Consider the following 14,179-nt stretch of genomic DNA (forward strand, 5'->3'; position numbering starts at 1 on the left):
AATTGCCAATTATGTCTGGATGGCATTAGAGTCATGCTGTTGAATTTGCGTGGATAACATCTGAACCGCGTCGTCGGTCAGCAGCAGGGGCAGGTTCCATAGAACGCACGATTTTCCGCTTTATCTGGAAGTACTCCAAACGCGACCAGCTGATCTTGTTGGCTGTGACAGGGACATTGTTTCCGCTGCTTTACCTGACGTTGGAACTGCCTAAGCGCATTATCAATGATGCGATTGGTGCACCCAACCCAGAAGTAACCATCTGGGGCTATACGATGTCGCAGACGAATTTTCTGGTTATTCTATGCTTTGCGTTTTTAGCGGCCGTATTGGGGCATGGCCTGATGAAAATGCGCATCAACACCATGAAAGGTGTGCTGAGCGAGCGGATGCTGCGGCGCTTTCGGTATCAGTTGATCAGCCGTGCGTTGCGATTTCCACAACCCTATTTCGAACGCGTCAGCCAGGGCGAGATGGTGTCGATGATCACCGCCGAAAGCGAGCCGATGGGCGGGTTGATGGGGGATGCGATCAGCCAGCCTGTATTGCAGGCGGGTCAGATGATCACGATCCTTGCCTTTTTGTTCCTGCAAAGCTTTTGGTTCGGCTTGGCCGCGGTGGCACTGATTCCGGTACAAGCCTGGCTGATCCCCAAACTGCAACGCCAAATCAACCTGCTGAACAAAAAGCGTATTCAAGAAGTGCGGGTGCTTGCGGCCCAAATCGGTGAAAACGCTGCAGGGGCTTCGACGCTGCGCGCCAATGGTGGCTGGCGTTATCGCCGGGCGATGATCTCTGATCAGTTGGGGCGGTTGTTCGGCATCCGGTTCGAGATCTACCAGAAGAAGTTTTTTATGAAATTCATAAACAACTTCATCTCTCAATTGACGCCATTCATGTTCTATCTGATCGGCGGTCTGCTGGTGCTGCAAGGCTCGGTCTCGCTGGGGGCGCTGGTTGCAGCGCTTGCGGCCTACAAAGATCTGAGCTCACCTTGGAAAGAGCTTTTGACCTACTACAACCAGACACAGGACATGTCTTTGCGTTGGGACGTGGTGATTGACCGCTTTGCGCCCAGCGGAATGCAGGACGAAGCCTTGTTTGAGGGCGAAGCTGACGCACGCCCCAATCTGAACGATGATATTGTGCTGGATCACGTTTCGGTTCGGGACATGGACGGCAATCAGGTGTTGGACGATCTGAACCTCAGCTTTCCGGGCGGCAAGACGATCGGCATTTCCGCCCCCAGCGAGGAAGACCGCCGTGCCATCGCCGAACTTTTGACGCGTGAAATCTTGCCCAGTGGTGGCAAGGTGCGTATCGGGGATGTGAACCTGGCCGAACTGCATCAGGGCGTTGTGGCCTCACGTATAGGTTATGCTACGTCCCGCCCTGTGATGTTTCAGGGCACTTTGGGCGACAACGTAATGATGCCTATGCGGTTCAGACCGTTGTCAGAGAGCGCAGATGACCCCGATTTTCGCGAAACCCTGCGGGCAGGAAACAGTTCCGACCCGTTCAAGGTGGATTGGCTTGATCCGTCTTTGGCAGGGCTTCCGGACGCGGCGGCCTTGCGCGATTGGTGGTTGCAGCTGATCGACGGGATGGGGTCTGGTGCGGCCCTGTTCCAGCGTGGTGCAGAACAAAGCTTTAACGCCGCTGAGCATTGCGAACTGGCTCAGAAACTGGTCGAGTTGCGTCCAATTGCGCGCAAAGCCGTTCAGGACGCGGGTCTGGAACAACAGGCGTTGATCTTCGACCGCAATCTGTACAACCCCGCCCTGCCTGTTGCCGAGAATCTTCTGTTTGCCACGCCCTGCGTTCCGGTGACACACGCTTTGCTGGTAGAACAGACGGTCTTTCTGGGCCAGCTGCGAGAGTTGGGGCTGGATGAAACGCTGATCGCATTGACCCGCGACGTGATCGAGATGTTGCGCCAGATTTTTGGTTTGGACGGTACGGATCACCCGTTGTTCCGCAAGCTCGGGTTGGATGCAAAGACCTATGAGGCTGCGGTCGAACTGGTTGAGCAGACCCGCAAAGAAGGCTCGGCCGGGTTGGACGATGCACAGTTGGCAAATATGCTGGCTGTGCCGTTTGTTATTTCGGCGGAACAGATCGGCCCAGCTTTCACCGATGAGCTGAAGGACCGGATTCTCGAACTTCGACACAGCCACTCTGAGAAGCTGATGGAACGTCTGAAGGATGTTTTTGTTCCGCTGGACCCGGAGGTATACGCACCCGGTCTGACAGTCATGGAAAACGCGCTTTTTGGTAAAGTCAGTCAGATTGGCGGGGCCCGTTCCGATGAGGCGCGCAAGCTGATTGTCGATGTGTTGGCCGAAAACGGTGCGCGGCCATTGGTGACGGAACTGATTTATGACGTGCCGGTGGCCTTGGGTGGTCAGAACCTGCCCGCGGTGTTTGCAGAGCCACTTGCGTTTACGCGCGCAACGATCAAGAAACCGGACGTCCTGATCTTGGAAAACGCCTTGGCCAGTTACGACATGAAAACGCAGGTGGCCGTCTACAAAAAGCTGCGTGAGTTGCTGCCGGAGACTACTGTCATCTACTTGAACGATCAGTTTGAAAACCCCGATGTATTCGACATGTTCGTTGAAATCAGGCAAGGTCGTGTGGTCTCGGACGGAGGGCCGGTAGACGTGGAGGAAGACAGCGCAGCATCGGCAGATCTGGCGCGGAAATTGCGTGCTCTGGAACAGACCCCGTTGTTCTCTGGTCTGGACCGACGTCAGTTGCGCCTGTTGGCCTTTGGTGCTCGCTGGTTTGACGCCGAGCCCGGGCAAGTGGTTTTCCTAAAAGACGACCAGCCAACCGATGGTGCCTATGTTGTGCTTGAGGGTGAGGCCGGATTGTACCTGCCGCAGGATCAAGGGCCGGATCAGTTGATCACCACCGTTGGACCGGGCGCTTTGGTCGGAGAGCTGGGCCTGATCCGCAAAGAGCCGCGCGCGTTGAGTATGGTGGCAGAAACTCAGCTGTCTTGTCTGCGGATTGGCGAAGAGGAATTCCTTGCCGTCGTCGAGAATGACGCTGCAACCGCCTTCAAGCTGCTTCAGGTGATTGCAGGCTACGTTTCAAGCTAGGGGATCAGGTGTCTTCTGCGCAGAACAGTTTGTAGAGCAGGCCGATCACTTGTTCCGTGTTCCCATCACGCAAGGAATAGTAGACCGTCTTGCCCTCTCTGCGGGTTGAGACAAGCCCTTCTTCACGCAGGCGGGCCAGCATCTGGCTAACAGCGGCTTGACGCAGCTCAAGCAGATTCTCAAGCTGACCCACGGATTTCTCTCCGTCCCCAAGGTGGCACAGGATCATCAGCCGTCCCTCATGGGCCAGCGTTTTAAGGTAGGCAGCCGCGCGGGCGGCATTGTCTTTCATGTCCGGCAGAGTGTCCGTGCTGCGCGCCTGAGGATCGGTTTCTTTGAGTTCCACGTTGTGACCGTTGTTCCGCTTTTTATCGGAACAATATGCCTTAAACACGCTGGTGTTGTCACCCCTCGGTTGCCGGTGCGCCGCCTTGAAAAGCGTTGCCGTTGGCGTAATCGCAGGGGTCCTCCTGCATTTGCAAGTGCAGGTCGCGGCCCTCATAGGGATGCGCGCGGGCCAGGGCTTCGTCAACGTCGATCCCAAGGCCAGGCGCTGTTGGCGCGGTTACGAACCCGTCCTCGACCCGAACAGATCCTTTGATCAGTTGGTCATGGAACGGTGTTTCGATACTTTCCAGCAACAGCAAATTAGGGATCGACGCAGACAGATGGATATTAGCCGCCCATTCCACCGGCCCTGCATAGAGATGCGGTGCCATCTGAGCGTTGAAGACCTCAGCCATTGCGGCAACTTTCTTCATCTCCCAGATCCCGCCCGCGCGTCCCAACGCCGGTTGCAGGATTTCCGCGGCCCCGGCGCGCAAAACGGCACCGAATTCGGCCTTGGTTGTCATGCGTTCTCCGGTGGCGACGGGTATGCGGACATTGCGGGCGACGCGAGCCATGTCTTCGATCATGTCCGGCGGCGTGGGTTCTTCGAACCAAAGCGGATGATAAGGTTCCAACGCTTGCCCCAGCCGAATGGCCCCGGCGGTGTTGAATTGACCATGCGTGCCGAATAGCAGATCGGCCTTGTCGCCCACGGCTTCGCGGATCGCCTTGCAGAAAGCGACCGACATGGAAATGTCGCTCATGGCGGGCATGTGGCCTCCCCGGATCGTATAAGGGCCTGCCGGGTCGAATTTGACGGCAGTATAGCCACGCTGCACCATTGCAGCAGCCGTTTCGCCGGCCTGTTCAGGAGAAGTCCAGAAATCAGTCAGATTATGCTGGGGCAGGGGATAAAGATACGTATAGGCACGGATTCGGGCGTTCATTTTTCCACCCAGCAAAGCATAGACGGGGCGGTCGCGATCCTTGCCCAGAATATCCCAGCAGGCGATCTCCAACCCTGAAAACGCGCCCATTACGGTCAGGTCTGGTCGCTGGGTGAAGCCGCTGGAATATGCACGGCGGAACATCAGCTCGATGTTTTCGGGGTTTTCACCCTGCATATGCCGTTCGAACACGTCCTGAATGACATGGCGCATCGCCTCTGGCCCGACGGAGGAGGCATAGCATTCGCCCCAGCCGGTGATGCCAGTATCGGTCGTCACCTTAACCAATACCCAATATCGCCCACCCCAACCCGGCGCCGGTGGGGCGGTGACGATAATGTCGAGATCCTGCAGTTTCATTCCAAATCCTCTCGGTGGGTCAGGTCCTGTCGAACAGGATCACATTGCGCTTGGCTGATCCGGTTTTGGTGTCGGCGATGGCTTCGTTGATCTGATCAAGGGACCAACGACCCGAGATCAACTCGTCTAGCTTCAGCCGCCCTTGTTCGTACAGATCCACCATCCACGGAATATCGCGCTGGATCACCACGTCGCCCATCTTCGACCCAACAACGCCCTGACCCAGAGCCGCCAGAACGACGGGCTCATAACTGGCCATGTCACCCGAATGCGGCATTCCGATCATGATCGCCTTGCCACCACGTCCAAGATAGCGCGGTGCCTGATCATAGGCGGGAATCGCACCAACCGTGATCAGAACCGCATCCGCACCACGCCCGCCTAACGCCTTGTAAGCGGCCTTCCACGGCTGGTCCAAACTGGCCAACACGCCGTGGGTTGCGCCGAATTCCTTGGCGATCTCAAGCTTTTCTTCGGTCATATCCACGGCCACGATTCGCCGCGCACCTGCAATCCGCGCGCCCTGAATGGCGTTCAGACCAACGCCGCCTGCGCCGATCACCACGACATCCCGACCGGGGCGCAAATCAGCTGCGTTCACAGCAGCTCCAACCCCGGTGATGACCCCGCATGAGAGCAGGCTGGCCAGATCCTTGGGCAGAGTTTCTGGAATTTTGACGATCTGACGGTGGCTCACCACAACCTTTTCGGCAAAGGCACCACAGGCCATGGCCTGTTCGAGTGGACCGCCATCACCGGTCTTCAACGGACCTTTGACCGTATCGTATGGTGTTTCGCAGATTGTCGGTTTTCCGCCCGCACAGCTGGGGCACGTTCCACAGGCACGGATCAGCGTTACAACCACAGGGTCGCCGATTTTGAAATCCCCGGCGGCTTCACCAACGGCGCTGATAACGCCTGCGGCTTCGTGGCCATAAACGGCTGGCAGGAACCCACCCCATGCCCCTTCGGCGTAGGATATGTCCGAATGGCAGATGGCCACGGCGTCCAGTGTTACCTCGACTTCGCCCGTGCCGGGGGGCGCAAGTTGAACTTCTTCGATCACCAAGGGTTCGCCAAAAGCTCGGCAGACTGCGGCTTTGATTGTTTGCATGTTGTCACTCTCTCCCGTTGGGTTCACGGTGGCGCGGGAAATGACGTCTCGCAAGGCGGAAACCGCCATTTGGATGTCGTTGTTACGCAACGACAGGGCGGGACCGGCGAAACAACAAGAAACCTGCCAGCATTAGTACCAGCGCTAATAGAAACGGTGCGCCGGGCAGGTAGAGTGGCGTGTCGGGCCGGATGAACTGCGCGAAAATCGAAGTCATAAGCAAAGGCGAGATCACCATAGACAGCGCGTGCAGCGCCGTCAGAACGCCCTGCAATTCGCCTTGCTGCGAATCGGGCGTGGCCTTGGACATCATGGCCTGAAGAGCAGGTGTGATGACCGCCCCGATGGCAGTTATTGGAATGAGAAGCAGCGCGATGAGGCCGTTGGTGAGGAAGGCCAGAAATGCGAAGCTAATGATCTCAAAACCCATTCCGTAGATGATTGTGCCCCTCTCGCCCAGAAACCGGATGGCAGGCCGGATCAATCCGCCCTGCACAATGGCCATGCCTATACCGTAGACACCCAGGGACAGGCCAATCATCTGTGGCGACCATCCGAATCGCTCGGTCGTGAAATAGGACCAGATGGCGGGGTAGACGTAGATGGATACTGAATACAGGAAATACACCCAAAGCAGCGGCCGGATACCGGGCAAAGAAGCGATGGCGTTCAGCGAATTGAGAGGGTTTGCGCGTTTCAGGCTGAAGGCTCGTCGGGTCTTGTCGGTTACGGTCTCGGGCATCACGAAGTAACCGATGCAAAAGGTCAACGCCGCCAAACCGGCAGCGGCCCAAAACGGTGCGCGCGTGCCATATTCACTGAGCAATCCGCCAATGACGGGCCCAAGGACGAAGCCCATGCCAAAAGCGGCACCCAGCAGGCCAAAGTTTGCAGCCTTATCCTTGGGCTCGGACACATCCGCCATAAACGCCGAAGCGGTGGCATGCGTGGCTGCGGTTATACCGCCTACGATCCGACCGATCAGCAACAGCCAAATGCTGCCCGCAACAGCCATCACGACATAGTCCAGCGCCATAACAAACAGGGACACCAGAAGGACGGTTCTGCGTCCGTACGCGTCTGACAGGTTTCCAAGTATGGGCCCAAAGATAAACTGCATCGCGGCAAAGGCTGTGCTCAGAACACCGCCCCAGATCGCTGCATTGGCGAGCGAGCCGCCCTGAACCTCGACGATCAGTTCCGGCATGATCGGCATCACCAGACCGATGCCCATGGCGTCGATCATGACAATGCTGAGGATGAAGAAAAACGGCAGACGCATAGGACCCGGCAAGTGATCTGTTCAACGCACCCTAAGCACAGATGATAACCGAGAAAAGCGAGAGTTGATTGCGGGTCGAATTGCCGTTGCGACAGGTCAGGGCAGTTTGTCTGCCAGTTCTGACAGGATTTGCGCAAGCTCGCGCGGGTGCGAGAAGAACGGGGAATGCGAACTGTCGATGGTGCGGCGCATATCTTCGGGGATAAGGGCGCTCATCGTTGCTTGGTATTCGGGTGGTATAGTGTGATCGTCCGTGGTGCGGATATACGCCTTGGGCACATTGTCGAAATTCGCACCGGTCGGAAGGGGCGTTTCTTGTGGGCGAATGGCCTGAGGGCAAAGGCGCGCATAGGCGTAAGGCAGGATGTCGTCGGAGCAATCATGGTAGAATAGCTGGGGAATAGCCTCGGCAGACACAGTGTATGACAGCCCGTCGGTTGATTTTTCGACCGCATGGGCGATGGTCTGCCTTGGGCCAAGCCTGCGCATGTCGGCCATGGCCAGGCCGTCTTTGGGCACATAGGCGCACAGATAGATCAGCGCGCGCATGGCATCGGGTTGCGCTTCGGCGGCGGCGCTGATCGGGTAGCCGCCCCAGGAATGGCCAACGAGGATTGTATCTGATGTGCTGGCATGCAGCACGGCGTCGCGGCAACTGTCCAGCGTGACCTCGGCTACGGGCGTGGGGTCCGCACCATGGCTGGGCATGTCGATGGCTTTGGCAGAATGCCCCAGAGTTTCAAGCGCGGGTATCAGGTCGCGCCAGCACCATGCACCGTGGCAAGAGCCGTGGACCAACAGGAAAGACGCCATTGCCGTTCTCCTTCAGATATGTCCGATTTCGGTCAGAAAATCAGTCAGGATCTCTGCATATTCCGCTGGCTTTTCAACGCAGGGCAAATGCCCTGCCCGGCGGATCAGCCGGAACCGGGATCCCGGGATCAGATCTACGGTCTCTCGCACCAGATCGGGGGGCGTCGATCCGTCTTCGCTGCCTGCAATGCCCAAGGTCGGGAGGCGCAGCCCACTCGTTGGGGTATAGAAATCGGTGCCTGCAATGGCCGAGCAGCAGCCCAGATACCCTTCAGCCGGTTGGCCCACCATCATGTCGCGCCAAGGCAGGTGGTTTTGTGCGGCGCGGAAATCACGCGAAAACCAACGTTCCATCGTTGCGTCGGCCAATGCTTCGATCCCGTCCTTGCGCACGGCCTTGATCCGATCCTGCCAGACCGAAGGGGTGGCAATTTTGGCGGCAGTGTTTGATAGAACCAGACCACGAATCTGGTCCATGCGTTTGACGGCAAGCCCTTGTGCAATCATCCCGCCAATGGACAGACCAACGAAGACGCAATCGCGGACCTGCAGGTGATCCAGCAATGCCTCTGCATCGCGTATCAATGCGCCCATCGAATACGGCGCAGGCGGCACCGAGGACCGCCCGTGACCACGTTTGTCGTATCGGATGATGCGCAGCTCTGCTGGCAGATGTGGCAGTACAGCGTCCCACAAGTGCAGGTTGGTTCCTAGGGAATTGGCAAAGACTAACGGCGCACCGTCTGTTGGGCCGTCGATGCGGTAATTCAATTTCACGTCGCCCAGATCAGCGATCTTCATGACTGGCTTCCTTGTCGCCATGACCTTTTGGGGTGCAACATGCACATCTTGTGCAGCCCTGTCAGGTCAGGAATTCCAACGCCCTGGAAAATACTGCCGGATCGACATTGCCGCCAGATGCAACAACGATCACGTCATCGCCTTCGATCTGGTCGCCTCGGAACAGGGCCGAGGCCAGAGCCACCGCGCCGCCGGGTTCCAGAACGATCTTGAGGCGCAGAAAGGCCAGGGCCATGGCGCGCAAAGCTTCTTCTTCGGTGACGGATAAGCCCGGACCGCACAGGCGGTTGAGAATCGGAAACGTGATGTCTCCGGGTTGTGGCGTCAGAATGGCGTCGCAGATGTTACCCGAAGCTGCGTTGTTTTTTTCAATCCGTCCTGAGGCCAGCGAGCGTTTGACGTCATCGAACCCCTCTGGCTCACAAGGGCGCGCGCGCAGGTTCGGCGCATGTTTCTCTAGGGCCAGGGCGATGCCCGAGGTCAGGCCGCCCCCGCCGCAACAGACCAGTACGTCTGCCTGAGTGATACCTAAATCCGCGGCTTGACCGGCGATTTCAAGGCCGGTGGTGCCTTGGCCTGCGATAACCAGCGGTTCGTCATAAGGTCGGATCAGGGTCAGTCCGCGCTCCGCCGCGATGGCTTCGCCAATTTCTTCTCGCTTTTCATTCGCACGGTCATAAAGAACAACTTCGGCCCCAAGCGCGCGGGTGTTTTCGATCTTCAACTGTGGGGCGTCCGACGGCATAACGATAACCGAAGAAATGCCGTGCTTTGATGCCGCCATTGCAACGCCTTGTGCGTGGTTGCCCGAGGAATACGCAATCACACCGCGCTGGCGTTCGGCCTCTTTCAGTGCCGAAATGGCCGACCAAGCCCCGCGAAACTTGAAGCTGCCGGTATGTTGCAAACATTCTGGTTTGACCAAAACCCGACGACTGGCAAGCTTGTCGAGAAAGGGCGAAGACAGGATCGGTGTTTTTCGGATGTGTCCGTTTAGCCGTTCTGCTGCGGCCTCGATCATCTCAATTGTGCTCATGCGGCGCTCTTCAATACCTTTTGTATGAGATCCAAGGATTGGGGTTCGTTCAGAAACGGAACATGCCCACGATCAGGAACTTCGGTTGAGATTAGGCCCGGATGGCGGTCGTGCATTTCGGCAACTGTGTCGGCACTCAGAACGTCGGAATTTGCCCCCCGTATTACACCTGTCGGAATCTCGCGCAGGGCTTCAAAGAACATCCACAGATCAGGTGTGGCGCCGCTTGCAGCCTGTTCGATCAGCGCCTTGCGTAGTGCGGGATCGTAGCGTAGCGCCAACCCATCGTCGCGTTTTTCGTACTGAATTTCGGCCTGCATGCGCCAGGTTTCCAGGGAAACGCCGGGGAATTGAGGTTCCATTACCTTTTGCAGAGTCAAAGCGGCCTCATCATAGGTTTGCGCAGTCGGCTGTGCCCCCACATAGGCCATGATCTTGACGATACCAGACGTTTCAACGACAGGTCCAACATCATTCAGGATCACCCCGGACAAGCGTTCGGGATGGCTTGCGGCCAGGGCCATGGCGATCAGACCACCCCGCGAGGTGCCCAGAACAAAAGTCTTCTCGATCCCCAGTACATCCAGCAGTTCGATCGCGTCATGCGATTCACGAAAGATGTTGTAGTTCATGAAGTCGGGATCATAGTCCGAACGACCACGCCCCCTGTAATCCATTGCGATCATGCGCAAGTCAGCCGCATGGGGCGCAAAAAACGAAAAGTCGCGGCTATTTCGGGTCAGGCCAGCCAAACACAAAAGCGGCGTGCCCGTGCCGGTGTCTTCGAAATAGATGCGCATGCCGTCAGTGGTTGTGAAGTCTGACATCAAAGCCCCGCCAGTTTTGGGATCGAAGTCAAATCGGACAGCACATGCGCAGGTGTCCACGGCAGGCGGTCCATCGGTTCGCCAGCCCGATTGACCCAGGCGGTGACAAAGCCGTACCCGCTGGCGCCGGCGGCGTCCCAACCGTTTGAACTGACGAACAACACCTCATCAGGCGCGCAGTTGAACCGTTCCGGTACCAGATCGTAGACCCGGGCATGAGGTTTGAAAACACCAACGCTTTCTACCGACAGAACATCGTCCAGCACATCGCCGATTCCGGCAGATTGCACCGCGCCATTCAGCATTGGCGGCGATCCGTTTGACAGGATTGCCGTTTGCATCCCGCCCTCCTTGAGGGCCTTCAACATGTCGGGCACTTCGGGATAGGCCTGTAACTCCCAATACAAATCAAGCAGGCGTTGGCGCAGCCTTGGGTCGCCTTGCAGGTCAGTGGCGTCTAACGCCCAATCCAACCCGTCCTGTGTCACGTCCCAGAAATCGGCATGTGCATTGGCTACGGCGCGCAGCCATGTGTACTGCAATTGCTTGAGACGCCAATGACCCGCAACCGTGGGCCATTTGTCTTTGAGGGCCTCAAATCCCGGTTCGTCCGCAGCTTGGCGGGCTGCTGCTGCAACGTCAAAAAGTGTTCCGTAAGCGTCGAAGACACAGGTGGTGATCGGCATATGATCCTCCTCTGATCGCGCGCAGGTTGGCACAACAATGAGGGGGGTGAAAGAGCCAAGGGTTTACAAGATCGTATCAGGCCCTAGGGTTGGCCGCTCAATCCTGTAAAACGGCCGGAGGCCACGATGACCGAAATCAAACAAGGCGACACGGTTCGCATCCACTACACCGGGACGCTGCTGGACGGCCAAACCTTTGACAGCTCAGAGGGGCGCGATCCGTTGGAGTTTGTGGTCGGATCTGGCCAGATAATTCCCGGCTTGGACAGCGCCATGCCCGGCCTGTCCTTAGGGGACAAAAAACGGGTCGAGATTGCCTGTGTGGATGCCTATGGCCCCATTAATCCGGCGATGCGTCAGGAAATTCCGCGCGAAGGCATTCCCGATGACATTCCGCTTGAGCCCGGAACGCAGTTGCAAATGCAGGCTCCGGATGGACAGGCCGTGCCGGTGACAGTGGTGGGCGCAGACGAGGCGACCGTGACGTTGGACGCTAACCATCCATTGGCGGGTCAGGATCTGGTTTTTGAAATTGAGGTCGTCTCGATCAACTGATGCTCAGTTCGGGCCGGTTTTCCGGCCCGGGACTTACCCGATCAACGTTTCGATCGCCGTACGGACTTGCGGTTGAGTAAAGAAGATAAACGCCAACAGCATACATGTCAGCGTCAACAAAAGGACTCGGGCCCTTTGGCTGAGGAAACCGGGCTTTCTTCGACCGGCTGTTGTGCGCGCATTGTTCGCAATGATTTGATCTAGCTTGCTCATATCAGTTTCCTGCCGCCCAAAGATGGTGAAAACTTGGCGGCGGCAGGGAAAGATATAGTCACATAAAGTCAGGCTGCGGCATGCCCAGAACGTGGAAGCCACCATCAACGCGGATAATCTCGCCCGAGGTGCAGGACCCTGCATCCGAAGTCAGGTAGACAGCGGTTCCACCCACAGCCTCAAGCGTTGCATTTGCCCGCATCGGAGCGTTTTGGTCGCAGAACTTGTAGGTCTTGCGCGCGCCGCCGATGGCCGCACCGGCGAGGGTTTTCATCGGCCCAGGTGAAATCGCGTTCACGCGAATGCCGTCTGGCCCAAGGTCATTGGCCAGATAGCGGGTTGCTGATTCCAGGGCCGCCTTGGCTACACCCATGACGTTGTAATTCGGAACAACACGGTTTGATCCCTGATAGGTCAGGGTCAAAAGTGAACCGCCATTGTCCTTCATCAGCGGGTAGGCGCGCCGCGCCACTTCGATGAAGGAATAGGCCGACACATCCATTGAGTGTTTGAAATTTGCCCGCGTGGTGTTCAGGAAACGGCCCGTCAGTTCGGATTTGTCCGAATAGGCGATGGCGTGGACGACAAAGTCGATGGTTGGCCAGCGCTGGGCCAGTTCATCAAATGCGCGGTCCAGCGATTCGTCATCGGTAACATCCGCATCGACCATAAAATCGCTGCCGAGGCTTTGGGCTAAGGGCTCCAGCCGCTTGCCGAACGCTTCGCCCTGGTAGGTGAATGCCAGTTCGGCACCAGCCTCGTGCATGGCTTTGGCAATGCCCCACGCGATTGAGCGGTCATTGGCCACGCCCATGATCAGGCCGCGTTTACCTTTTAGAAGATCCGACATCACTTTCACCCATTATACTTTGACAGAATCATGGACCCGTTGGTGCCGCCAAAGCCGAAGCTGTTGGTCATGACACTGTCCAATCCTGCGTTTTCAACCACTTCGGTCGCAATTTCACCGGGCAGGATGCCCCCGGCAAGCGTGTCGACATTGATCGACGGCGTTATGAAATCATTGTCCAGCATCAGCAGGCAGAAGATCGCTTCAAGCGCACCTGCTGCACCTTGGGCGTGCCCGGTCATCGACTTGGTCGATGAAATCGGTGGCACGTTGCCTTCGCCAAAGATACGGCGCACGGCCTCAACCTCACCCACATCACCAACTGGGGTCGAGGTGCCATGCGCGTTGATGTAGTCCACTTTGCGGCCCTCGGGAAGGGTGCCCAGAGCCAGTCGCATGGCGCGTTCGCCGCCTTCGCCGGACGGAGCCACCATGTCATGGCCATCCGAAGTGGCCGCGTATCCGGTGACTTCGGCATAGATCTTTGCGCCGCGTGCCAGTGCATGCTCCAGCTCTTCCAGAACAACGATGCCGCCGCCGCCGGAAATCACGAAACCGTCGCGGTTTTCGTCAAACGCGCGCGAGGCTTTCTTTGGCGTGTCATTGTATTTCGAAGACATTGCGCCCATGGCGTCGAATAGGCAGGAGAGCGTCCAGTCCAGTTCCTCGCCACCGCCTGCAAACATCACGTCCTGTTTGCCAAGCATGATTTGTTCTGCAGCGTTGCCGATGCAATGCAGCGAGGTCGAGCAGGCGGATGTGATCGAGTAGTTGATGCCCTTGATCTTGAACGCCGTTGCCAAGTTTGCTGATATTGTCGAGCACATGCATTTCGGCACGGCAAACGGCCCGATCCTCTTGGTCGCGCCGTTTTTCAGAACCGTCTGATGTGCCGTCAGCATGGCGCTGGTGGATGGCCCGCCAGAGCCCGCCACCAGACCGGTGCGTGGGTTCACCACCTGATCTTCACCCAGGCCGGAATCAGCAATCGCCTGGCTCATGGCGATATGGGCATAGGCCGCGCCAGGGCCCATAAAGCGCAGGGTGCGTTTGTCTACATGCTCGGCCACGTCGATTTTGAGCGTCCCGGCGATCTGGCTGCGAAAACCATGTTCGACCATCTGCTCGTTGGCCTCGATCCCGGATTTGCCTGATTTAAGCGAGGCCAGAACCTCTTCGGCATTGTTCCCGATGGAGGAGACAACCCCCAGACCGGTGACGACGACGCGACGCATAAGCGTACTCCTGTATTTCGTTT

14 protein-coding genes are annotated in these 14,179 nt (G+C 57.6%); 2 read left to right on the plus strand and 12 right to left on the minus strand.

From position 1 onward, the window contains the following. Positions 1-110: 110 nt before the first annotated feature. Positions 111-3,107 carry a cyclic nucleotide-binding domain-containing protein gene (locus GOV89_RS20495; RefSeq protein WP_171238964.1) on the plus strand — a complete coding sequence of 999 codons (2,997 nt, stop codon included), beginning with the start codon at positions 111-113 and terminating at the stop codon, positions 3,105-3,107. A gap of 4 nt (positions 3,108-3,111) precedes the next feature. Here the strand turns inward: GOV89_RS20495 and GOV89_RS20500 are convergent, their stop codons facing one another. The 9 genes from GOV89_RS20500 to GOV89_RS20540 form a co-directional block, all read right to left on the minus strand. Continuing rightward, a complete protein-coding gene (locus tag GOV89_RS20500) occupies positions 3,112-3,399 on the minus strand; it encodes a helix-turn-helix transcriptional regulator (RefSeq protein ID WP_171181572.1) in 288 nt (95 codons plus the stop codon). A gap of 112 nt (positions 3,400-3,511) precedes the next feature. After that, positions 3,512-4,744: a mandelate racemase/muconate lactonizing enzyme family protein gene (locus tag GOV89_RS20505; RefSeq protein ID WP_171238944.1), complete on the minus strand. Its 1,233-nt coding sequence runs from the start codon at positions 4,742-4,744 to the stop codon at positions 3,512-3,514. A 19-nt stretch (positions 4,745-4,763) separates the two neighbouring features. After that, complete coding sequence (locus tag GOV89_RS20510; RefSeq protein ID WP_171181489.1) at positions 4,764-5,858, minus strand: Zn-dependent alcohol dehydrogenase; 1,095 nt, start codon at positions 5,856-5,858, stop codon at positions 4,764-4,766. An 82-nt stretch (positions 5,859-5,940) separates the two neighbouring features. Beyond that, positions 5,941-7,140: a TCR/Tet family MFS transporter gene (locus GOV89_RS20515; RefSeq protein WP_171238945.1), complete on the minus strand. Its 1,200-nt coding sequence runs from the start codon at positions 7,138-7,140 to the stop codon at positions 5,941-5,943. A 96-nt stretch (positions 7,141-7,236) separates the two neighbouring features. Then, positions 7,237-7,953 (minus strand): alpha/beta fold hydrolase, encoded by a 717-nt coding sequence (locus GOV89_RS20520; RefSeq protein ID WP_171235378.1) that lies wholly within the window; start codon positions 7,951-7,953, stop codon positions 7,237-7,239. 12 nt (positions 7,954-7,965) lie between these two features. Further along, positions 7,966-8,754 carry a 3-oxoadipate enol-lactonase gene (pcaD, locus tag GOV89_RS20525; protein ID WP_171235377.1) on the minus strand — a complete coding sequence of 263 codons (789 nt, stop codon included), beginning with the start codon at positions 8,752-8,754 and terminating at the stop codon, positions 7,966-7,968. A 61-nt stretch (positions 8,755-8,815) separates the two neighbouring features. Beyond that, a complete protein-coding gene (locus GOV89_RS20530; RefSeq protein ID WP_171238946.1) occupies positions 8,816-9,790 on the minus strand; it encodes a threonine/serine dehydratase in 975 nt (324 codons plus the stop codon). Then, entirely contained in the window at positions 9,787-10,617 is an 831-nt protein-coding gene (locus GOV89_RS20535; RefSeq protein ID WP_171238947.1) for an alpha/beta fold hydrolase, read from the minus strand. Before GOV89_RS20535 ends, GOV89_RS20530 begins: the two co-directional genes overlap by 4 nt. Further along, positions 10,617-11,303, minus strand: coding sequence for a haloacid dehalogenase type II (locus GOV89_RS20540; RefSeq protein ID WP_171181477.1), 687 nt, complete (start codon positions 11,301-11,303; stop codon positions 10,617-10,619). The genes GOV89_RS20535 and GOV89_RS20540 overlap by 1 nt, the downstream gene beginning before the upstream one ends. A gap of 126 nt (positions 11,304-11,429) precedes the next feature. Here GOV89_RS20540 and GOV89_RS20545 point away from each other — a divergent pair, with 126 nt between their 5' ends. Beyond that, the gene (locus GOV89_RS20545) at positions 11,430-11,858 is read left to right on the plus strand and encodes a peptidylprolyl isomerase (RefSeq protein ID WP_171235373.1); all 429 of its coding nucleotides are present in this window, start codon (positions 11,430-11,432) and stop codon (positions 11,856-11,858) included. A 33-nt stretch (positions 11,859-11,891) separates the two neighbouring features. Here GOV89_RS20545 and GOV89_RS20550 read toward each other — a convergent pair whose 3' ends face one another. Genes GOV89_RS20550 through fabB form a run of 3 tightly spaced genes read right to left on the minus strand, consistent with a single transcriptional unit; the run spans position 11,892 to position 14,156 of the window. Next, positions 11,892-12,071 (minus strand): hypothetical protein, encoded by a 180-nt coding sequence (locus tag GOV89_RS20550; protein WP_171181473.1) that lies wholly within the window; start codon positions 12,069-12,071, stop codon positions 11,892-11,894. A 58-nt stretch (positions 12,072-12,129) separates the two neighbouring features. Beyond that, positions 12,130-12,921: an enoyl-ACP reductase gene (locus GOV89_RS20555; RefSeq protein ID WP_171181471.1), complete on the minus strand. Its 792-nt coding sequence runs from the start codon at positions 12,919-12,921 to the stop codon at positions 12,130-12,132. 5 nt (positions 12,922-12,926) lie between these two features. Beyond that, positions 12,927-14,156, minus strand: a complete 1,230-nt coding sequence (gene fabB / locus GOV89_RS20560; RefSeq protein ID WP_171238948.1) for a beta-ketoacyl-ACP synthase I — start codon at positions 14,154-14,156, stop codon at positions 12,927-12,929. Between the last annotated feature and the right edge of the window lie 23 nt (positions 14,157-14,179).

It is taken from the genome of Ruegeria sp. HKCCA5763 (assembly GCF_013034545.1).
Taxonomy (GTDB): Bacteria; Pseudomonadota; Alphaproteobacteria; order Rhodobacterales; family Rhodobacteraceae; genus Ruegeria.